Raw genomic sequence first — 21872 nt, 5'->3', positions numbered from 1 at the left:
CAGTGTGTAACTTGTACGCTTTTACTTGCTGCAAGTTACACACTTTATTTTTAAAGTGCTGAAAGTTAAAGATTTTATTGCTGGTGTGATTTATGCAAAGTCATATTAAATTGATTTTAATAAGGAATGCACATGCAAGTTAAAACAATACAACAAGTTTATGATTGGACCGTGTTATTTCATACTCAAATGGCAGCCAATTTCCACAGTGTTAAAGACTTACTGGACGAGCATAATCAAATGCTGGTGGACTATTATCTGCAATATGAGAAGAAACTAGCAGAAGATCTCGTTGGCTTTAAAGCCATTACTGAAATAAACACGCTAGATACCTATTGCTATGAATATTTTGCTGAAAACCCAGAGCTAATTACTTTTAACGATATCAGCACAGATCAGCAAATTGATGAAAAGGCGATTCAGGTTTACTTAACCACGCAACACCAAAAAGTAATCGACTTATACGAGTACTTGGTATCGCGAGCTGATACAGAGCAAAGCAAAGAAAAGCTCGAACGTTTACTTGAGCTTGAACATCAAGGCCTTAAGCAAATGATGCAAAGCTCAAACCGTCATATGGATATGTAATCGATTAATCTATTAATTAGCTTAATGAAAATCGAGTAAGAAGCCGACTTTTTTAAGGTATTTTTGCTCTTGCTGTAAGTCAGCTAAAAGCAAGGTATGTTCTTTAAGCCACTTATTGTGAAACTTTAAGAACATACTATTTTGCTTGGCTGTTACCTCAAGTTTAAAACCTTGATCGGTAATACGCTTTTGGTTTAGTAGTACCGCTAAGCGCAAAATCACAATAAGCTGCAATATTTCATAATGCTGCATGGTATGCAGTGCAGGAAACTCTTCTAAACGAATTTTTTTACGATAAAAACGGATCATGCAACTGAGCAAGGTTTGTTGTTGCTGCGTAAAGCCAGGCAACTGACTATTCGCAACGATATACGCGCTGTGCTTATGTATCCCTGATGAGTTAACCCCTAAGCCAATTTCATGCAGCTGCGCGGCCCAATCCAGCAAGTTGATATAGTCAGGATCGGTAAGTTGCCATGCCTCTTTTACTTGTTCAAACAGCCACTTTGCAGTTGTCGAGACGCGGTTAGCATGCTCTTTATCTATGGCGTTACGCTCAGATAGGTTCGCTATAGTATTAGTGCGAATATCTTTGTGGGCGAGCTTTTGCTGCATTTCATGTAGCAGGCCTTCACGAAGTGAAAAGTCGCTGTATTGCAACGCTTCGATTTTAAACAGCCTAAATATCGCAATTAAAATAGCTAAACCACCACAAATACTCACTTGCCGCTCAGGTGTAAGACCTTCAATTTGTAGCGCTTTTATTTGTTTAGCTGCAATAAACTGAGTTTTTAGTTCTAATAATCGCTCTAATGTAATCAGCTCTTGATCTGCATCGTTAGCATTGATCATGGCAAGGATAGATTTAATAGTGCCTGATGTTCCCACCACAGATTGCCAGCCAGCCGATAAGTAATTGGCAAAAATCACTTCGAGTTCTTGCTCTGCACGAACTTCAGCTTTGGCAAAGCGCTTAGCAGTGATTTGTCCATCTGCAAAAAACTGCTTGGTGTAACTAACACAGCCCATATTGCGGCTAGTAAGTAATTTATGTTTAAAGTGTTTGCCAATGATGAGTTCAGTACTGCCGCCGCCGATATCAATGACTAAGCGGTTTTCATCGTGATGAATGTAATGGGCAACACCTTGATATATTAAACGCGCTTCCTCCTGCCCCGATATTACTTCAATTGGGTAAGGAAACACTTTACTTGCTTGGGTTAAGAACGAATGAATATTTTTAGCGCGGCGTAATGTGTAAGTGGCGGCTACTTTGACGTTCTCTAAAGGGAAGTCCTGCAAGGTCGTCGCAAATTGCTTAAGAATCGCCAGTGCGCGTTCGATTGCTTCTTGGCTTAAATGATTTTTATCATCTAAACCGTCAGCTAAGTAAACGCGCTGTTTCTCTTTATGTAAGATTTGCAAAGAGCCATCGACCTCTCTTGCCACCACTAAATGAAAACTGTTTGAGCCTAAATCAACGGCAGCAATTGAGGGATAATCATTCATTATTATAGTTACTTTCCCATTTCTTAAGGTGGTCATAAATGGCAATTTGCGAACGAATTTTCTTGCGATTGCCGCGGCGCACATAGCTGTTTTTTTGTTCGCTATCGATTATGCGTGCTTTTGTTCTATCTTTAAACTGTAGCTCAAGAATATCAATAATAAGCTGTTTTAACTTTTCATCATAAATCGGTGCGGCTACTTCAACACGGTGATCAAGATTTCGGGTCATCCAGTCTGCCGATGAAATATAAACCTTTTCGTCGCCATTATTATGAAACACCATCACCCGAGGGTGCTCTAAAAAGCGGTCAACGATACTAATAATACGAATATTTTCGTTAACGGCAGAGGGTACTAACGAACACATGCCACGCACAATAATGCGAATCTTCACACCGCGTCTAGCGGCAAAGTAGAGGTGATCAACCAGCTCTTTATCAACAAGGTTGTTTATTTTTAGCGTAATTCGGCCAGCCTTACCATGTTCTACATTAGTTATTTCAGCATCAATTAGCGACATAATAGTTTGTCGTGCGTTGACTGGCGAAATCATCAAGTGATCAAATTGAAATGGTTTATAGCTGCTTTCGATAAACTTAAACACGCTATCGCACTCTTCACTAATGCCTTCAAACTTGGTGAATAAGCTAAAGTCAGTGTAGATTTTGGCGGTTTTTTCGTGGAAGTTACCCGTGCCGATATGGGCATATTTCACTATGTTGTTCTTTTCTTTACGGTGAATAACGCATAACTTACTGTGTACTTTCAGCGCAGGAATACCAAAGATCACTTTAACACCGGCATTGCTTAGGGTTTTTGCCCATTCAATATTGTTTTGTTCATCAAAGCGCGCTTTCAGCTCAACCATAACGGTTACGTGTTTGCCATTTTTTGCTGCATTAATAAGCGTAGAAACTAGGCGAGACTGACTAGCAACACGGTAAATATTGACCTTAATTTGGGTTACATCTGGGTCAAATGCTGCTTGGCGTACAAACTCAAGTAAATGGTTAAAGGTGTGATAAGGGTAATACAGTAAAATATCTTGTTCTGAAATGGCATCAAACACACTTGAGTGATTGTTAAAAGCCGTGCTTTGTAATGCAGGCAGTGGTTTGTTTTCTAAATACTGACGGCCAACATTTGGAAACGCAATGAAATCGCGGAAATTACGGTAACGACCGCCGGGGATCAACGCATCATGTTGGCTTATATTAAGGCGCTTTTTCATCACTTTAAGCATTTCAGCTGGCATGCTCTCGTCATAAACAAGGCGCACAGGCTCTGCAGAAATACGTTGTTTTAGACCTTTTGACATTTTATCGAGCAAGCCTTCTTCAAGCTCGTCATCTAAATTGTATTCGGCATCACGGGTGAGTTTGATGGCATAACATTGAATATCATCAAAGCTAAAAAAGCTGCTAAATACATCGCGAATAAAGTAGGCGATGATGTCATCAAGCATCACAATGGTTTTGTGACGGCGCGTTTTCTCTGGTGGCAAAATAACAAAGCGAGATACGCGGTCGGTTGGTACTTCCATCATGGCATAATGACTTTTTTGGTTAGTCATCTCGACAAACAAATAGGTCATGGTGTCGTTGATTTGATCTGAGTAGTCTTTCTTTTCAGAGAGTAAAATCGGCAATATGTGTTGCAGCACATTATCGTGGAAGAATTTTTTCAGCCAACTCAAGTGAAATTCAGATAACTCCTCAGGTAACTCAACGTGAATATTGTGCTCGTTTAAGTCATTTAAAATGTCTTTATGAATTTGGTTAAACTTTTTACCAAGCTGCAGCACCTTACTTTGGATCTGATGAAGTAGTATTTCGTCTTCTTCAAAGTTCGCATCAGGAATTTTATTAAGTAATATTCGGCGTTTTACATCAGCAACACGGACACGGAAAAACTCATCCATGTTGTTTGAGTAAATACCTAAAAAGCGCATGCGCTCAATAATCGGGTTAGATTTATCTTTAGCTTCTTGCAGCACGCGTTCATTAAAAGACAGCCAACTTAGCTCTTTGGCAAAGTAGTTAACGGCTTGAGAAGAAGAATGTGATGCGTTCATCTGGTTTTCCAACGTTTATAGCTAGTTAGAATATAGAGGATGCAGATGACGTTTATATGACGTATTTATCACTTTTATGACATACATGTCAGTTATGTGACATGTATGTCGTTAATTTTAAAGCTTAGTTTAAGTTTAAATATCCCTATAAACTTGCCTGTTATGCGTCCTCAATATCAACAATCAGGTCTGTGGTGATAGACTCGAGTGCAGTTATTACTTCGTCCTTGTTCATGCCTATTGGTAAAGCGACGGTGGCAACAGCACTAAAAATTGGCACACCCCAGTTTGGTGCACTTTGTTGTTTTGAATTTAGGTGAGTGATATTCGCCCCTTTGTGACGAATAACGCTGGCAAGCTCTTGCACAATGCCAGGTCTGTCGTTGCCAGTAATGACAAAATTGATTTGTTCAGATTTTTCTTCTGAAAGTGTTTCGGCGCCGCGTTCAATTCTAATTTCTAAATACGGTAAACTATGCAATGCGTCTTGCAGCTCTTGCAGGTGCTCTTCAGGTACTGCTGCCTCAATGATCCCTGCGAAGTGACCTGCAAGGTGGCTCAAATTACTGCTTAACCAGTTACCATGATGGTTTAAAATTGTGGCTGAAAGGTCTTCAACTAGGCCGGGTTTGTCTGGCCCCAAAATAGTAATAACTAACTGCTTCATACTTATATCTCTATAAAAATGCCTCTGAAAAATGCAATAAAAGGAAGGAGGCGTTGGTTAAAAATGATTCTTATTGTCGAAAAAAATAAGTCATCTTGAGTATTGATGCAGATTTATTGTTTGTCCAATTTTTTCCATATAGTTATAAAAAATTAGTTATAACAGTTTGTTAGCTTGTCAATTTGGTCGTTATAAATACGCAGAGTAATGTCGCAATTTGGTCATTTTTTAACTTTAAAATACGTCCCTGAAATACTCGCTTTATTACACTGAATTATGACGTTTGTAACATTACTGTCATCTTGGTGAAATATAATGCGCGCAACGTTAAGATTTAAGGGTGTTTTGATGACTTCCAATCCGAATAAACCTACCTTTCATACGGATAGAAGCCGTCTATTTAAAGACAGGTTTGCCAAGTGGGGTATTTCCGCAGGTGGCGTAATGGTGCTAGTAGCATTGTTACTCATATTCTTTTACCTTCTTTATGTTGTTCAACCTATTTTTGAGTCAGCAAAAGTAGATACACGTAACAGTGTAAAACTACAAAATGCGTCAGAAGTTGTGGGTCTTGGCATTGAAGAACAAACAGAAATTGCCTTTTTACTTGGTGAAAAAGGTAATGTGGACTTTTACAATGTTGAAAAAGAGCAATTTGGTAAAAAGATCACCACTCTTAATACAGAATTACCAAGCGATGTGAGCAGCTTTGCAAGCTCTGCACCGTTTCAGGGGCAATACGCATACGGCCTAGAAAATGGCTCTGTGGTTGTGGTTGCGCCAAAATTCTTGGTGACATTCCCGAACAACCAACGCAAGTTAACACCACGCTTAGATTACCCATTAGGTGATATGGCGCTTGAAGTTGATGAGCAAGGTGCGGCAATCACTAAATTTGCATTTAGTCACTACGAAGATAAAACAGCTGTTGTTGCTTTAACTGCTGACAAGCGCGTTTTATTTAGTAGCTTTGTGGGTGAAGAAAACATGTTCACTGGCGAAGTAGAGTGGGTTGTTGAGCGTACTGAGCTTGATATCGAAGGTCGTGTTGATGAGCTATTAATCTCACCAGATACAACACGTACATTCGTGCGTTCAGCAAATCAAATTTACGTATACGATACCCGTTACCCTTCTGAAGTTGAGCAAATCCAACTGCTTGCAGCTAACGAAGAAAACGCGAACCTAGTTTCAACTCAGCTATTGGCTGGTGCCAACTCACTGATGCTTGCTAACGATAATGGCGAAGTTTCACAGTGGTTTGAAGTAAACACTGAAAATGGCCGCCAGTTCCAAAAGATCCGTGCTTTTGAAACCAGCAAGCAATCGAAACTAAACATTTTCACCGAGTTCTACCGTCGTACCTTCTTCACAGCAGGCGCTAACGGTGAGCTAGGTATTTATTATACAACTAGCGATGCCAAACTGTGGCAAGGTAAAGTAAGCGAAGGTCCAATTCAAAACTTTGCCATTGCGCCACGTTCAAATGCGGCACTTATTCTTGCTGATGACGCGCTAAAAGTAATTGAAATCCATAACGAGCACCCAGAAGTAACTTGGTCTGCGTTGTGGCAAGAAGTATGGTACGAAGGTTACCCAGAGCCGGGCTACATTTGGCAGTCAACGTCTGCAAGTGATGACTTTGAATCTAAGTTCTCATTAGTGCCAATTTCGTTCGGTACGATTAAAGCGGCAATGTACGCAATGTTATTTGCGGTACCAATTGCACTTTCAGCGGCAATTTACACTGCGTACTTTATGTCGAGTGAATTACGTAAAGTGGTTAAGCCGACTGTAGAAATCATGGAAGCATTACCAACGGTAATCCTAGGTTTCTTAGCGGGTCTTTGGTTAGCCCCATTAATTGAAGAGCATTTACCTGCGATTATCGGATTATTGGTGTTGCTACCAATCGCTATTTTATTAACCGCATTTGGCTGGAACAAGCTACCGGCGTCAATTCGTCACCGTATTCCTGAAGGTTCGCACTCAATTTTACTTATTCCAGTGGTTATTTTCATCGGCTGGTTATCGTTTGCGATGAGTAACTCAATTGAGCTTTGGATGTTTGACGGCAATGTGCGTCAGTACTTAACCAATGAACTGGGTATGACGTTTGACCAACGTAACTCACTAGTTGTTGGTATTGCGATGGGCTTTGCTGTTATCCCGACTATCTTCTCAATTGCTGAAGATGCGGTATTCAGTGTTCCTAAGCACTTATCAAACGGTTCATTAGCACTAGGTGCAACACAATGGCAAACATTGGTTCGCGTAGTATTACTAACAGCAAGCCCAGGTATCTTCTCAGCAGTAATGATGGGTCTAGGTCGTGCTGTAGGTGAAACAATGATTGTACTAATGGCAACAGGTAATACACCTATTATGGACTGGAGTATCTTCCAGGGTATGAGAACACTTGCAGCGAATATCGCGGTAGAAATGCCTGAGTCTGAGGTAGGTAGCTCGCATTATCGCATTCTATTCTTAGCAGCATTTGTATTATTCATATTCACATTCATTTTCAACACAGTGGCTGAGTTTGTTCGTCAGCAACTGCGTGATAAATACAGTTCAATGTAGGTGGAGAGACACGACATGGTAAAGCAGTGGTTTAAGTCTGGTTCTCCTTGGATTTGGATGACCGGCGGTGCGGTAAGCATCAGTTTAATCTCGGTTCTTGGCTTACTAGCCATGATTGCTTGGAAAGGTTTAAGCTTTTTCTGGCCATCAGAAGTAGTGCAATTTGAGCTGCAAGGCTCAGTTGAAAAACAAACCGTTATCGGTGAAATTTATGACCGTGAACTAGTTGCAAAATCACGTATTGAGGCGACGGGCGTTGATTTATCTCATTACGATAAAGAGCAACTAGAGCGTTTATTGATTAAAACAGGTAACCGTGAGTACGTAGCTCTAGATTTCCGTTGGGTACTAGAGACAGACATCACATCGCGTACTGCGCCAGCTGAGCTTGCTGTATTCGAGCGTAGTAAAAACGGTAACTTCTACGGTTATGTAGAACAGGTTATTAAAGACGGTGAAGTTATCACTGATAACAAAATCGACGTGCTTTATGATCTTGTAGACCGTGCTGTTGACCTGAATGACCAAGCGTTAGACTTACAAAATGGTGATATTGGTCATATTAACTATGAACTTGAGCGTTTACGTTTAAGAGAAAAAGCATACCAGCTTGATAACGAACTAACCGATGAGCGTGTTGCTGAGCTTGCACAAGCGCGTGCTGAGCTACGTTCTGAGTACACAGTGTTAGAAAAGCAGTTATTCGCGCTTCGTAAACAAGCAAAGCGTGACCAAGTAACTGTAAGAGACATGCGTGGTGAAGTGGTTACTTTACCTCTGTATCAAGTTCTTGATGTGTGGTTCCCTAATGACATGGGCTTCTTTGCTAAGCTTGGTCACTACTTTGTACAACTTGGTAAGTTTGTAGCTGATGACCCACGTGAAGCTAACACTGAAGGTGGTGTATTCCCGGCAATTTTCGGTACCGTGTTCATGGTATTACTAATGGCAGTGATTGTGACGCCGTTTGGTGTTGTTGCAGCGATTTACTTACATGAATATGCAGCAAAAAATGCCGTGACTAAGATGATCCGTATCGCGGTAATCAACCTTGCGGGTGTACCTTCGATTGTATACGGTGTATTTGGTCTAGGTTTCTTTGTATACATGCTAGGTGGCAGTATTGACCAATTGTTCTACCCTGAGTCGTCGCCAAGCCCAGTATTTGGTACGCCTGGTGTGATTTGGTCTGCTTTAACGCTAGCAATTTTAACGCTTCCTGTTGTTATTGTTTCGACTGAAGAAGGTTTATCACGTATTCCAAGTACGGTTCGTCATGGCTCATTAGCACTTGGCGCAACAAAAGCAGAAACGCTATGGCGCATCATCATTCCGATGGCAAGCCCAGCGATTATGACAGGTTTAATCTTAGCGGTTGCACGTGCAGCCGGTGAAGTAGCACCACTAATGCTTGTTGGTGTTGTTAAGATGGCGCCAACACTGCCACTTGACGGTAACTTCCCATACATACATTTAGATAGAAAATTTATGCACTTAGGTTTCCACATTTACGATGTTGGTTTCCAAAGCCCTAACGTAGAAGCGGCACGTCCGCTGGTATATGCCACGGCATTCTTACTGGTATCAGTAATTATCGCCCTGAATATCACCGCGATTGGTATTCGTAACCACTTACGCGAAAAGTTTAGAGCTCTTGAGCATTAATACAGAATTTTTATAGGTAGACAGAGATGATTACAGTTGCACCACAAGTAAACCAAGCGAAAAGCGCGGCAAAGCTAGATTTAGATAACCTAACTGCAGAACAAACAGCGTTAGAGATTAAAAACTTAGATCTATACTACGGTGATAAACAAGCGCTTAGCGGCGTAAATATGAACATCCCGAAAGGTCAGGTAACAGCATTTATCGGTCCATCGGGTTGTGGTAAATCAACACTTTTACGTTGTATCAACCGTATGAACGACCTTGTTGATAGCTGTCGTATTGATGGTGAGATCTTACTACATGGTCACAATATCTATGATAAGAATGTAGATGTTGCTGCACTACGAAGAAATGTCGGGATGGTATTCCAACGTCCTAATCCATTTCCAAAATCAATCTACGAAAATGTCGTTTATGGCCTACGCTTACAAGGTATTAAAGAAAAGCGTAAACTAGACGAAGTGGTTGAACAATCTTTACGTGGCGCGGCGTTATGGGATGAAGTTAAAGACCGTTTACACGATAGTGCATTTGGCCTATCGGGTGGTCAGCAACAGCGTCTTGTTATTGCTCGCTCAATTGCTATCGAGCCTGAAGTACTACTTCTGGATGAGCCTACATCGGCACTAGATCCAATTTCTACTTTAGTTATCGAAGAGCTAATTAACGACTTAAAGAATAAGTTTACCGTGGTAATCGTTACTCACAACATGCAACAGGCTGCTCGTGTATCAGACCAAACTGCGTTTATGTACATGGGTGAGTTGATTGAGTATTCAGATACCAATACGTTATTTACAACACCAAGCAAGAAGAAAACAGAAGACTACATTACAGGCCGTTACGGTTAGTCAATAAAGTCACTTGGTACCGTAAACGAAATTTATAGAGGTAGACAATGGAACATAATATCAATAAACACATTTCGGGCCGCTTTAATGAAGAGCTTGAAAATGTGCGTAACCATGTATTAAACATGGGTGGTTTAGTTGAGCAACAACTAAACAGTGCACTGGATGCTGTTAGTAATGGTGATGCCGATCTTGCACAAAAAGTTCGTGAAAACGACTACAAAGTAAATGCAATGGAAGTGAACATCGACGAAGAATGTACACGCATTATCGCTCGTCGTCAGCCGGCAGCGAGTGACTTACGTCTTGTAATTGCTATTGCAAAAACAATTGCCGATTTAGAGCGTATTGGTGATGAAGCTGAGCGTATTGCTAAAGTTGCGCTGGACTCATTCACAAAAGATCAGCAAGACCTATTGGTGAACATTGAAAACATGGGTCGCCAAGTATCAAAAATGCTTCATGATGTACTCGATGCATTTGCACGTATGGATGTGCAATGTGCGTTTGAAGTACATAAAGAAGATGCCAAAGTTGACCGTGAATACGAAGCAATTACCCGTCAAATCATGACATATATGATGGAAGATCCACGCTCAATCCCGAAAATTATGGATTTAGTGTGGTCAGTTCGTTCATTAGAGCGTATTGGCGACCGTTGCCAGAATATTGCTGAATACATCATCTATTTTGTTAACGGCAAAGATATTCGTCATACATCTCAAGAAGATATAGAAAAGTCGCTGTAAATTTAACCGCAACTTTTCATTATTAAACCGAGCGGCCTTTGGCCGCTTTGTCTATTATTGGTGATGTAAGGCAGAAAAAGCGTTCACAATCGAACACAATGCTGTAAAATTCGCAGCTGCCAAAGCATACTAATTTATAAAGGGTCAGTTATGCCTACAAATGCATTTTTAGGGGTTTTTGCTAAATCACCTATTAAGCCTATGGAAGATCACATTAAGAAAGTACATCAAGCAAGTAAAGCATTGATCCCTTTCTTTAATCACGTGTTTAAAGAAGAATGGCAAGAAGCGGAAGAAATCCGTCTAAACATTCGTAATTTAGAGCGTGAAGCTGATGAAATGAAACGTAACATCCGCCTTCAACTACCTCGTGGCTTATTTATGCCAGTTGAGCGTACCGATTTGCTAGAGCTTGTTACTCAACAAGACAAAATTGCTAACAAAGCAAAAGATATCGCAGGTCGTGTAGTTGGTCGTGAGATGACTATTCCTACCGAAATCCAAACAGATTTCCTTGCTTATGTAACTCGTTGTGTTGATGCGACTAAACAAGCGTCAAAAGCAATCAATGAGCTAGATGAGCTTCTTGAAACGGGCTTCAAAGGTCGCGAAGTGACTTTAGTTGAAAAAATGCTCGTTGAATTGGACGCTATTGAACAAGACACGGATGACATGCAGATCAAAATTCGCCGTCAATTGCGCGCCATCGAAAATGAACTTAACCCTGTTGACGTGATGTTCTTATACAAGATCATTGAGTGGGTAGGCGAGCTTGCAGATATTGCAGAGCGCGTAGGTTCTCGTCTTGAGCTGATGTTAGCTCGTTAATTAAAAATCAGTTCAAACACGAAAAAAATTAAAGGTTCACACAATGGATATCATTGCAAATTACGGCACGTTATTGGTTTTAACTGCCGCCGCAGTCGGTTTCTTCATGGCTTATGGTATTGGTGCAAATGACGTTGCCAATGCGATGGGTACATCAGTAGGCTCAAAAGCACTTACAATTAAACAAGCAATCATCATAGCGATGGTGTTTGAATTCGCTGGCGCATACCTTGCCGGTGGTGAGGTTACATCTACAATCCGTAAAGGGATTATCGATGCCACGCCGTTTATGGACATACCTGAGTTAATGATACTAGGTATGATTGCCGCGTTATTCGCTGCAGGTAGCTGGTTATTAATTGCCTCTTTCTTAGGCTGGCCAGTATCTACCACTCACTCAATCATCGGTGCCATCATTGGTTTCGCGTTAGTTGCAGTAGGTAGCGAAGCAATCCAATGGAACAAGGTAATGGGTATCGTAGGTAGCTGGATTGTTACCCCTGCTATATCTGGTTTTATTGCTTACTTGATTTTCATGAGTGCGCAAAAGCTTATTTTTGACACTGAGACACCACTTAAAAATGCTAAGCGTTTCGTACCTATCTATATGGGTCTAGCGGGCTTCATCATGTCGCTTGTAACAATCAAGAAAGGCTTAAAGCACATTGGTATCAACTTAGGTGCTGTTGAAGGTTATGCCCTTTCTATCGCGATTGCTGTTGTCGTTGCTATCATCGGTAAGATTGCGATTGCTCGCCTTAAAATTGACCCTAAAGCTGACAAAGCAATGCAATTCAACAACGTTGAGAAAGTGTTCGCAGTACTAATGGTACTAACGGCATGTTGTATGGCTTTCGCACACGGTTCAAACGACGTTGCTAACGCAATCGGTCCACTAGCTGCTGTTGTAAACATTGTTGAGCACAACGGTGAAATCGCTAAGAAAGCGGCTATCGCATGGTGGATTTTACCACTAGGTGGTTTAGGTATTGTTGCTGGTCTTGCTATTTTAGGTAAGAAAGTAATTAAAACAATCGGTGAAGGTATCACGCACTTAACACCAAGCCGTGGTTTTGCTGCTGAGCTTGCTGCTGCTTCTACAGTTGTTATCGCATCAGGTACTGGTTTACCTATTTCTACTACACAAACACTTGTAGGTGCGGTTTTAGGTGTAGGTATGGCACGCGGTATTGCAGCACTTAACATGGGTGTTGTAAGAAACATTGTAGTTTCTTGGGTAATTACATTGCCAGTTGGCGCAGCCCTTGCTATTGTTATTTTCTATGTACTGAGAACTGCCTTCGGGGTATAAAAAGTACTAAAAGACTTTTAGCTTGAAAAGATCTCAATGCCTTAGGTATTGGGGTCTTTTTATTTGCAGGTAGAGAATGAATAACTTACCAAGTATTAAACAACTACAGTATTTATTAGCAGTCCACCAACATCAACACTTTGGCCGCGCAGCAAGCGCCTGTTTTATCGGTCAATCAACCTTAAGTAGTGCAATTCAAAACTTAGAAGAAACTTTAGGTTGCCAGCTTATAGAGCGTGAAAACCGCAGCTTAATGTTTACCGCAATTGGTGAAGAGGTTGTCGAAAAAGCACGTAAGATTATTGACGACACCCTTAGCCTTAAAGAGCTGACAAAAAGCTTTTTAACGCCTTTAAGTGGCACACTCACGCTTGGTGTGATCCCGACGATTGCCAGCTTTATTGCTGCGCCTTTATATCATTTCTGCAAACAGACCTTTACCGAGTTAGAGCTAGTCTTGGTTGAAGACACCAGTGACAAGCTACTCGATAAACTTGAGCATGGCCAAATTGATATGGCATTACTTGCTTTACCGTATGACACTGAAAAGTTTCATACCCAAGTACTCGCTAAAGATCAGTTCAGCCTAGTGCACCATAAAGATTACACACCAGCAGATGGCGTGGAAGACTTTAACCTATTACCAGATGCGAGTGTGTTCTTACTAGAGCGTGAGCACTGTATGACAGGCCACGCGTTAAGTGCCTGCCATTTGAATCGCTCAAGCTGTATTAACCCATTTGAAGCGGCAAGCTTACATACCTTATTAAGTATGGTTGAACACCAGCTTGGTGTTACTTTCTTACCGCAAATGGCCATCAATGCCGGTATTTTAGATAAAAAAGATATGGTTGCTACGCCATCACAAGGCGATGCATACCGAGATATTGGCATTGTGTGGCGTAAAACCACTGGGCGGATCAGGGACTTTAGGCTGTTTAGCCAGCAGCTAGAGCTGTTTCTTAATAAGCAGTGTAGCTTAGACGGTCAATGAACAAAAAACCCCAAATAAAAAATATTTGGGGTTTTTTATTATTTAAGCAAACTATTTTTTTCCTTCCCTCGACTAACATAATAACAAAACCATTAAAGGCAGATCAGATGACGAGGCTAGCGTGTTTTTTCAATCACTTGAGACACTAATTGCTAAAGCGCAACAGGGCAATAAACGGGCGTGGTTGAAATTAGTCAAGCAGCACGAAACACAGGTATATAACTATTGCCTAAGGATGTTAAGTCACCCTGATGATGCAATGGATTTAATGCAAGAAGTGTTTATTTCTGTTTATAAAAGCTTGCCGAGCTTTCGTGGTGAATCGAGTTTTAATACTTGGCTCTATCAAATTGTGCACCGGCGTAGTGTTGAATATTATCGCCGCCGTAAGCTGCATCAAGGTTTAGACGATATACCAGAAGAAAGCTGTGAGCATAGTGAGTTAGAAACCAACCAACTGCAATCTGAGCAGCATCATGAACTCAAAGCAATGATGAACAATTTACCCTGGGAGCAACGTTTGGTGGTTGAGTTAAAGTTTTTTCAGCACTGTACATTTGAAGAAATCGCTGAGCAATTAGGTATTTCGACCAATACAGCTAAATCAAGACTATACAGTGCGCTTGGTAAGTTAAAAGTGCATTTGGAGGCCGTAGATGGCTAATTTAGATTCATTATTTACCGCATGGTTAGAAGGCGAAAGCCTCACTGAAGAGCAAATTGCGTTGCTACAAGCCAATGCTGAGTATGCATCAATGATGAACAATGCAATGCAGTGGCAACAACAAAGTCAACATTATGAAACGGTACCCGTACCAAATTGGGATCGAGAGTCTACGATGCCGAAAGTGCAAAAACAAAGTCTGTTTTTTGGTGCTGGAATGTGGGCAGTGGCTGCTTCAATAGTATTTTGCGCATGGGTTTTTGTTAGTAATCCACAGCAAGGAAACCAGCAGTTACTTGAGCAAGTGGCCAAGCAAACCAATTTACTAGAGTCACAACAAAAGCAAATTGATCAGTTGCAAAACATCATTACTGCGCAAAACGAAGTGCAGCAACAACAGATGTACCAACTGGCCAAAGAAGCGATAAAAACCGGGCGAGTAGAGCGCCAAGAAGATATTGCCAGCGTACTTGCATATATCAAGACGCAGCGGGCCCAAGACCAAGCGTACTTACGTATGCAGTTAAATGATTTAGCAGAGCAAGTGGACGGCGGACCATTGCCAACCGTTGCCAATAATTTGGAGTATTAAGATGTCAAAATACAAATCAACTACGGCAGCCTTATTGCTTTGCACAGCAGTAAGCTTACAGGCACAAGCCAGTGATGAATTAGATAAAATTCAGCGTGAAGTCGGGATCATGGAAAAAACCCTCTCAGCGGCGTTAAAACAAGATACCGATAACAAGGTAAGGAATGTATCTTCGAGTTATTTGCAGCATCAAGGTGTGGTGTTTAGCTTTGATGTACGAGGCAGTTCACGCTGGTCTACAGTGTTTGCCTCTGTACCTGATGCACCGCTGCCACCTATGCCAGATATCGACTTTGAAGAACTAACTGAAATCGAAGTGTTAGGCGAACATGTGCAAGTGATCAGCGATGCAGTAGTCGTGAAAACGCAAGAAGCCTATCAGCAAGCCATGGAAGTGATGCGCGAAAGCGCAGAGCGAGTACGTGAAGTTGCTGAGCAAGAGCGCGATGTGAGCCGTGAAATCCGAGATCTTGAACGTGAAAAGCGTGACCTTGAATTTGACCGTCGCCACGATAAAGATGCCAAAGAGCAAGAGCTCGAAAAACGCAAACAAGCATTGCAAGCATCGATTAAAGAGCTTGAAAAGCAGCAACAAAAGTTATCACAAAAGCAGCAACAAATGCGCAAAGAGTTAGCCGAGAAAAAACAAGCTCGTGTTAAAGAGCAAAAGCAACAACTAGCAGCGCTAGCCCAGCAAGTAGATAAGAGTTTATCTCTGACTTTGTGTGATTATGGTAGCGGTTTAAGAAATCTGCCTAACGATGAACATGTCAGCTTTATCATCCGTGGTGTTAGCGAAGGTAAAACCGAGCAAGTAAAAGTATTTAAAAAGTCAGACATTAAAAAGTGTGTGGTTGGCGATATAAAAGCCGCGCAATTACTCGAAAAAGCATCAACTTATAGTTTTTAAATTCTCCCAACTAAAAAAGCAGCCTAAAGTGGCTGCTTTTCATTCATTGAAAATGGTTTTAAGTCGGGTAAAAACAACAAGTAAACCCACACGACTAAGTTAAAGTAAGGTACTAAACCTAGCCCTGTAAATGTTTTTACCGGATACCCCTTAAAGGTCGCATTACGGTAACATTGATACGCTATCCCTAGATTCACAATCAGCAACAAAACGATTAGTTGTGTCATCACTTTTCTCCTTTATACCGCCAATAGATGGACTTAACGATGTTAAGTCATACTCAGTATGTTTAATGCAATAAGTAATGTCATGTTTATTATAGATAATCACTATAAAAACACGACATTTTATCTTGCTGTGGATTTAAGTATAGATGAGTATTGTCAGTATGGAAGTTTAAAAACTAAGAAAAAATGTTTAAAAATGTATTAAATTTAGGCTTTTTAAGGCTAGATATTTGTTAGTTAAAAAGATTATTTTCAGATATTTTTTTCAGCTCGTCGCTAATTTTTTCAACCGGCACTGGGCGGGCAATAAAGTAGCCTTGACCATAGTCGATACCAATTTCTTTTAGTGCTAAGAATATTTCTTTGTTTTCAACATATTCAGCAACAGAGCGCTTATCAAGCGAACGGCTAATATCATTAATCGCTTTTACAAGCGCTAAATCGATTGGGTCGTTCAACATGTCGCGAACAAATGAACCATCAATTTTTACGTGTTGAGCCGGTAACTGTTTAAGGTAATTAAAGGTACTAAAGCCGGTACCAAAGTCATCAATAGAGAAGTGACAGCCTAAGCCGTTCAAACGCTCGATCATGGCACGGGTTGCAACTAGGTTATTAATACTCGCAGACTCGGTGATCTCAAAAATAATACGTGTTGGTTCAACATTGTATTCTTTTAAGCTCGACTCAATATGCGGTAGTAAGCGTTCATCTAAAAACGACTGTGCTGATAAGTTAATTGCGACTTGATTAAGCTCTGGGTACTCGGCAACGCTCTTAATGGCATTACGAATAACACATTGGTCCATCAAGAAAGTATCGTTTAAAAGCTCTAAAGCAGGAATAAACTGATTAGGGTAGATAAGCTCATCATCAAGCTTTAAGCGTAATAGTGCTTCAAAGTAGGCGACGTGGCCGCGTTTAAAGTCCCAAATCGGTTGATAGTGCAGTTCGATAGCATCATGTTGTAATGCTTGGCGAATACTATGACCCCATTCAAGACCGGCTTGTAAACTATTGTGATGACTATCTTCTTTTGAATAACAGTGTACTAAGTTACGGCCTAAGCTTTTTGCTACATAAAGGGCGATATCAGCTTGTTTTAAACACTCACTTGGGTCGTTATTTTGCTCGGTGATTTGTGTTAAACCAATTGAACAGCTAATTGAGTACTCTTGACCTTCTGAATGAAAGCGGTGCTTTTCAATCGCCATACAAATACTTTCTGCAACCAAGTGTGCATCGAGTAAGTTAGTATTTTTTAAGATCACGGCAAATTCATCACCACCAATGCGGCACACTAAGTGCTCATCACTAATATTCGCAGTGAATAACTGAGCAACTTCTTTTAAAACAATGTCACCTTGTTGGTGACCTTTACTGTCATTGATGATTTTAAAGTGATCTAAATCGATATAAATCAGTGCGTGCTCAGTGTCGTTACTGGTGTATTGTGCTTTACAAATACGTTGTAATTGTTGGTCAAAGTAATAACGGTTATGCAGCTCTGTGAGCGTATCGTGCAAGGCTAAATGACGAAGTTGTAGCTCTGCTTGCTTACGCTCATGAATGTTATCTATGGTGGCGGTAATAGTCGCTGAGTTTTGGCTGTTTTTAATCAGCTGTAAGCGACACTCAACCCAAATGGCATTGCCATTTTTATGTTTTAGCTGGATCTCTACCTGTTGCTGTTGCTCACCACCATGCAAAATACGCTGAATAGTATCTTGTAGCTTTGTTTTACACTCAGGTAAACAAAAGTCAGTTAGTGACTTTGCTAAACTAGATTTAATGCCATAGCCCGTTAAATGCTCCCAAGCAGGGTTAATAAAGCGAATATTACCCTCTTGGTTAAACTCAAGTACCACTGTATTTAGGTGTAATAAAATACGTTGGTGGGCAGAAAACAGCTCTTTATAGCGGCTTTGACTTTGGCTAAGTTGCTCTACTTTTTGTGCAAATTCTGCGTAGCTCACCATGAAATCTTCACGGCGGGCAGCGTGGTCACACACTTTACTTAATAACGAGTGATCGTACGGGGCGCGAATAAAATCAGTTACGCCAGATAGTAACAACTGCTCTGCATAATCTGCATCATTGTTATCAATGATGGTTACAATCGCTTGCTTTGGGTTGTGCTGTAGTATTTCGCTAATTAACCCAGCTGCGGTATCAGAATGAGACTCGGTGGCGTCAATCAACACAATGGCAAATTTTTGCTGCAGATAGGTCGCAAGCGTCGCTTTTGTTGAAGTGGTATGGGTTATCGCGAAGCTAAGTTTTAACTGTTCGCTGATATCTTCTGCTTTACGGTTATCGGTTTCAAGTAGTAATAAATTAAGGCGACTACTTTTTTCAAGGTGAGTTGATAACACGTTGGCAAGCACTTGCGGCAGCATATCTTGGCGTTCAAATGGCAATACTGCATCAATACCATAGCTGCGAGCTGTGGTTTCAGCTATACGTTCACAATAGATTGGCGGAGTAAGTAATATTGGTGTGTTTTTTGGGGTTTTTAATAACCCTGAACGGATCATGCGCGAAAAGCGCCAACCATCAATCTTACCGACCTCAAGGCCTGTAATGATAATATCCACCGGGTGGCTTTTAAGAATTTTTAGCGCATCTTGAGAGTCACTGGCTTCGATAAACGTGAAGACATTAAGCTTGTTTAATGTGGTCTTAATTGTTTCACGCTCAGCAACGCTCGCGTTCAAAATTAGCAGCTTTAACTGCTTTGCCATGGCGCTACTACCTCTTACTTAACCCATGTTTAGTGAATAAGCTAGAATAATGACATTTTGCTTAATCTACAAGCAAACTTTACCCAAAAGCGGTTAATAAGTACTTAAGTTTGTAATCCTTTAAGCTAGTACCAAGTTGACGCAGGGCTTTGCTTGAGGTGGTGGGCGTATCAGAGTAAACTTGGCGCGTTTTTATTAATGAGAGATATGCTCTATGCGCGTAGCTGATTTTAGCTTTGACCTTCCTGATGAATTAATTGCTCGTTTTCCCAAAGCAGATCGAACTAGCAGTCGTTTACTGACACTTGATGGCCCATCAGGCCAAGTTGAGCATAAAGTATTTAGTGATATTTTATCGCTCGTTAATGAAAATGACCTATTAATTTTCAATAACACCAAAGTGATCCCAGCTCGCATGTTCGGGCAAAAAGAGTCAGGTGGTAAGCTTGAAGTGTTAGTAGAACGTGTACTCGACGAGCACCGTGTGCTTGCGCATGTGCGAGCTAGCAAATCGCCAAAACCAGGTTCAAAAATCATTCTAGAAGGTAAAGCCGAAGCAATGATGGTTGCGCGTCATGGCGAGCTTTTCGAGCTTGAATTTGCCAAAGACGAAAATGTACTCGATATCCTTAACGACATAGGTCACATGCCATTACCTCCTTATATTGACCGTCCTGATAACGAGTCAGATCGTGAGCGCTATCAAACTGTATACGGTGAAAAGCCTGGTGCAGTTGCTGCGCCAACAGCTGGCCTGCATTTTGATGATAAATTAATGGCGGCCTTAAAAGATAAGGGCATTAACATGGCCTTTGTGACCTTGCACGTAGGTGCAGGTACCTTCCAGCCTGTGCGTGTTGACTCAGTTGATGAGCATGTTATGCACTCAGAGTACATCGAAGTACCAGATGAAGTGGTTAAAGCGGTAGCCGAAACTAAAGCAAAAGGTGGGCGTGTAATTGCTGTAGGTACTACCTCAGTTCGCTCACTGGAGTCAGCTACTAAAGTGCACGGCGGCAAACTAGATACTTACTTTGGTGATACCGATATTTTTATTTACCCGGGTTATCAGTTCAATGTGGTTGATGCCATGGTGACAAATTTCCACTTACCTGAATCAACGTTAATCATGTTAGTCAGTGCCTTTGCAGGTCAAGAGAACATAATGGGTGCTTACCACACGGCTATTGAGCAGCAGTATCGCTTCTTTAGTTATGGTGATGCGATGTTCTTAACGCGCAAATAACAACAAATCAGATTTTATAGAGCCCAGTTTTTTAACTGGGCTTTTTATTTTCGAATTTAGCCCAATTTATAGTAATAAACCCGCAAACAGGGTAGAATCGAGCGGTTAAATTATAGCTTGTTGGACTGTTTTTCCGACACTGAGGATAATATGAAATTTGAATTAGACCGCACTGACGGTAAAGCGCGCCGCGGCCGCTTGATTTTTGAACGTGGTGTTGTAGAAACACCAGCATTTATGCCTGTAGGTACTTACGGTACTGTTAAAGGTATGACGCCTGACGAAGTGAAAGATACTGGCGCACAAATTTGCCTAGGTAACACTTTCCACTTAATGCTGCGTCCAGGTACAGAAATCATTAAGCAGCACGGTGATTTACACGACTTTATGAATTGGGATCGTCCAATTCTAACTGATTCAGGCGGTTTCCAAGTATTCAGCTTAGGCGCAATGCGTAAAATCACTGAAGAAGGCGTGATGTTCAGTTCACCAGTTAACGGTGAAAAAATCATGCTTTCGCCAGAAAAAGCGATGCAAGTTCAGCGTGATTTAGGTTCTGACATCGTGATGATTTTTGACGAATGTACGCCATATCCTGCGACAGAAAAAGAAGCTAAAGATTCTATGGAGTTATCACTTCGTTGGGCTAAACGCTCAAAAGAAGGTCATGGCGATAACCCAGCTGCGCTATTTGGTATTATCCAAGGTGGTATGTACCCTGAGCTTCGTGCACAATCACAAAAAGGCCTAGAAGAAATTGGCTTTGATGGTTATGCATTAGGTGGTTTATCGGTCGGTGAGCCGAAAAACGAGATGATCAATATTCTTGATCACTGTGCTTACAAAATGCCTGAAGACAAGCCTCGTTACTTAATGGGCGTTGGTAAACCAGAAGACTTAGTTGAAGCGGTTCGCCGTGGTATCGATATGTTTGACTGTGTAATGCCTACGCGTAATGCCCGTAACGGTCATTTATTCGTAACTGGCGGCATTGTTAAAATCCGTAATGCAGTACATAAAACAGACACCGGTCCACTGGATCCTGAGTGTGATTGTCATACGTGTAAAAACTATTCGCGTGCATACTTGCATCATCTTGATAAATGTAATGAAATCTTAGGCGCACGTCTAAACACGATTCACAACTTACGTTATTATCAACGCGTGATGGAAGGCTTACGTAATGCCATCAGTAATGGCAAACTAGACGAATTTGTTGCAGATTTTTATGCACGCCGTGGCCAAGAAGTGCCAGAGCTTGCAGATACATCAGATTAAATTTTTAGAAAAATTAAAGAGGAAGTGAAATGAGTTTATTCATCTCAAACGCCCACGCAAGTGCGGCAGGTGCAGCACCAGCAGGTGGTGGCATGGAAATGCTAATCATGTTGGGTATTTTTGGTCTGGTATTTTATTTCTTAATCTACCGTCCACAAGCTAAGCGTGTAAAAGAGCATAAAGCACTAATGGGCGCAATGGCGAAAGGCGACGAAGTACTAACGCAAGGTGGTTTAGTAGGTAAGATTGCTAAAATCGCTGATGACAAAGACTTCATCGTGATTTCATTAAACGACCAAGCAGAAGTAACAGTACAAAAATCAGCTGTTTCTGCAGTATTGCCAAAAGGCACTATGAAGTCGCTATAACAATAAAAATAAGGACTCAC

The 21872-nt window shown here is 41.1% G+C and carries 19 protein-coding genes; 14 read left to right on the top strand and 5 right to left on the bottom strand.

All coding sequences use genetic code 11. From position 1 onward, the window contains the following. Positions 1-132: 132 nt before the first annotated feature. Complete coding sequence (locus AUR67_RS02195; protein WP_054563522.1) at positions 133-588, top strand: hypothetical protein; 456 nt, start codon at positions 133-135, stop codon at positions 586-588. Positions 589-609: 21 nt separating this feature from the next. Here the strand turns inward: AUR67_RS02195 and ppx are convergent, their stop codons facing one another. From ppx to AUR67_RS02180, 3 genes are all read right to left on the bottom strand, one after another. Next, positions 610-2097: an exopolyphosphatase gene (ppx, locus tag AUR67_RS02190; protein WP_058583943.1), complete on the bottom strand. Its 1488-nt coding sequence runs from the start codon at positions 2095-2097 to the stop codon at positions 610-612. Then, positions 2090-4171, bottom strand: coding sequence for a polyphosphate kinase 1 (gene ppk1, locus AUR67_RS02185; RefSeq protein WP_054563524.1), 2082 nt, complete (start codon positions 4169-4171; stop codon positions 2090-2092). Before ppk1 ends, ppx begins: the two co-directional genes overlap by 8 nt. Before the next feature lie 160 nt (positions 4172-4331). Beyond that, complete coding sequence (locus AUR67_RS02180) at positions 4332-4838, bottom strand: glycine cleavage system protein R (protein WP_054563525.1); 507 nt, start codon at positions 4836-4838, stop codon at positions 4332-4334. Positions 4839-5186: 348 nt separating this feature from the next. Between AUR67_RS02180 and AUR67_RS02175 the strand changes: the two genes are divergently transcribed. The 10 genes from AUR67_RS02175 (at position 5187) to AUR67_RS02130 (ending at position 15989) form a co-directional block, all read left to right on the top strand. Next, on the top strand, positions 5187-7421 hold the full coding sequence (locus tag AUR67_RS02175; protein WP_058583942.1) for an ABC transporter permease subunit: 2235 nt from the start codon (positions 5187-5189) through the stop codon (positions 7419-7421). Between the two features lie 15 nt (positions 7422-7436). Next, positions 7437-9086, top strand: coding sequence for a phosphate ABC transporter permease PstA (gene pstA / locus AUR67_RS02170; RefSeq protein ID WP_058583941.1), 1650 nt, complete (start codon positions 7437-7439; stop codon positions 9084-9086). Positions 9087-9112: 26 nt separating this feature from the next. Further along, entirely contained in the window at positions 9113-9940 is an 828-nt protein-coding gene (gene pstB / locus AUR67_RS02165; RefSeq protein ID WP_054552475.1) for a phosphate ABC transporter ATP-binding protein PstB, read from the top strand. Between the two features lie 47 nt (positions 9941-9987). Next, positions 9988-10689 carry a phosphate signaling complex protein PhoU gene (gene phoU / locus AUR67_RS02160; RefSeq protein WP_054563528.1) on the top strand — a complete coding sequence of 234 codons (702 nt, stop codon included), beginning with the start codon at positions 9988-9990 and terminating at the stop codon, positions 10687-10689. Positions 10690-10839: 150 nt separating this feature from the next. Beyond that, positions 10840-11517, top strand: coding sequence for a TIGR00153 family protein (locus AUR67_RS02155; RefSeq protein WP_058583940.1), 678 nt, complete (start codon positions 10840-10842; stop codon positions 11515-11517). A gap of 43 nt (positions 11518-11560) precedes the next feature. After that, entirely contained in the window at positions 11561-12829 is a 1269-nt protein-coding gene (locus AUR67_RS02150; RefSeq protein WP_058583939.1) for an inorganic phosphate transporter, read from the top strand. Between the two features lie 76 nt (positions 12830-12905). After that, complete coding sequence (locus AUR67_RS02145; RefSeq protein ID WP_055020908.1) at positions 12906-13823, top strand: hydrogen peroxide-inducible genes activator; 918 nt, start codon at positions 12906-12908, stop codon at positions 13821-13823. A gap of 121 nt (positions 13824-13944) precedes the next feature. Continuing rightward, positions 13945-14487 (top strand): RNA polymerase sigma factor, encoded by a 543-nt coding sequence (locus AUR67_RS02140; protein ID WP_054552480.1) that lies wholly within the window; start codon positions 13945-13947, stop codon positions 14485-14487. Then, a complete protein-coding gene (locus AUR67_RS02135; RefSeq protein WP_055198968.1) occupies positions 14480-15079 on the top strand; it encodes a hypothetical protein in 600 nt (199 codons plus the stop codon). The genes AUR67_RS02140 and AUR67_RS02135 overlap by 8 nt, the downstream gene beginning before the upstream one ends. Before the next feature lies 1 nt (position 15080). After that, the gene (locus AUR67_RS02130; protein ID WP_058583938.1) at positions 15081-15989 is read left to right on the top strand and encodes a hypothetical protein; all 909 of its coding nucleotides are present in this window, start codon (positions 15081-15083) and stop codon (positions 15987-15989) included. A gap of 23 nt (positions 15990-16012) precedes the next feature. Here AUR67_RS02130 and AUR67_RS02125 read toward each other — a convergent pair whose 3' ends face one another. Further along, positions 16013-16216 carry a hypothetical protein gene (locus tag AUR67_RS02125; RefSeq protein WP_054563535.1) on the bottom strand — a complete coding sequence of 68 codons (204 nt, stop codon included), beginning with the start codon at positions 16214-16216 and terminating at the stop codon, positions 16013-16015. 233 nt (positions 16217-16449) lie between these two features. Continuing rightward, positions 16450-18960, bottom strand: a complete 2511-nt coding sequence (locus AUR67_RS02120; protein ID WP_058583937.1) for an EAL domain-containing protein — start codon at positions 18958-18960, stop codon at positions 16450-16452. Between the two features lie 214 nt (positions 18961-19174). On the opposite strand from AUR67_RS02120, the gene queA reads away from it, so the two are divergent. From queA to yajC, 3 genes are all read left to right on the top strand, one after another. Continuing rightward, the gene (queA, locus tag AUR67_RS02115; protein WP_058583936.1) at positions 19175-20206 is read left to right on the top strand and encodes a tRNA preQ1(34) S-adenosylmethionine ribosyltransferase-isomerase QueA; all 1032 of its coding nucleotides are present in this window, start codon (positions 19175-19177) and stop codon (positions 20204-20206) included. A gap of 150 nt (positions 20207-20356) precedes the next feature. Next, positions 20357-21484: a tRNA guanosine(34) transglycosylase Tgt gene (gene tgt / locus AUR67_RS02110; protein WP_058583935.1), complete on the top strand. Its 1128-nt coding sequence runs from the start codon at positions 20357-20359 to the stop codon at positions 21482-21484. Positions 21485-21513: 29 nt separating this feature from the next. Continuing rightward, positions 21514-21852 (top strand): preprotein translocase subunit YajC, encoded by a 339-nt coding sequence (gene yajC, locus AUR67_RS02105; RefSeq protein ID WP_054563539.1) that lies wholly within the window; start codon positions 21514-21516, stop codon positions 21850-21852. Positions 21853-21872 lie beyond the last annotated feature (20 nt).

Source organism: Pseudoalteromonas sp. XI10, from assembly GCF_001469895.1.
Lineage (GTDB): Bacteria > Pseudomonadota > Gammaproteobacteria > Enterobacterales > Alteromonadaceae > Pseudoalteromonas.
Note: the sequence above shows the minus strand (reverse complement) of the source record. Positions and strands in the feature narration are given on the sequence as shown.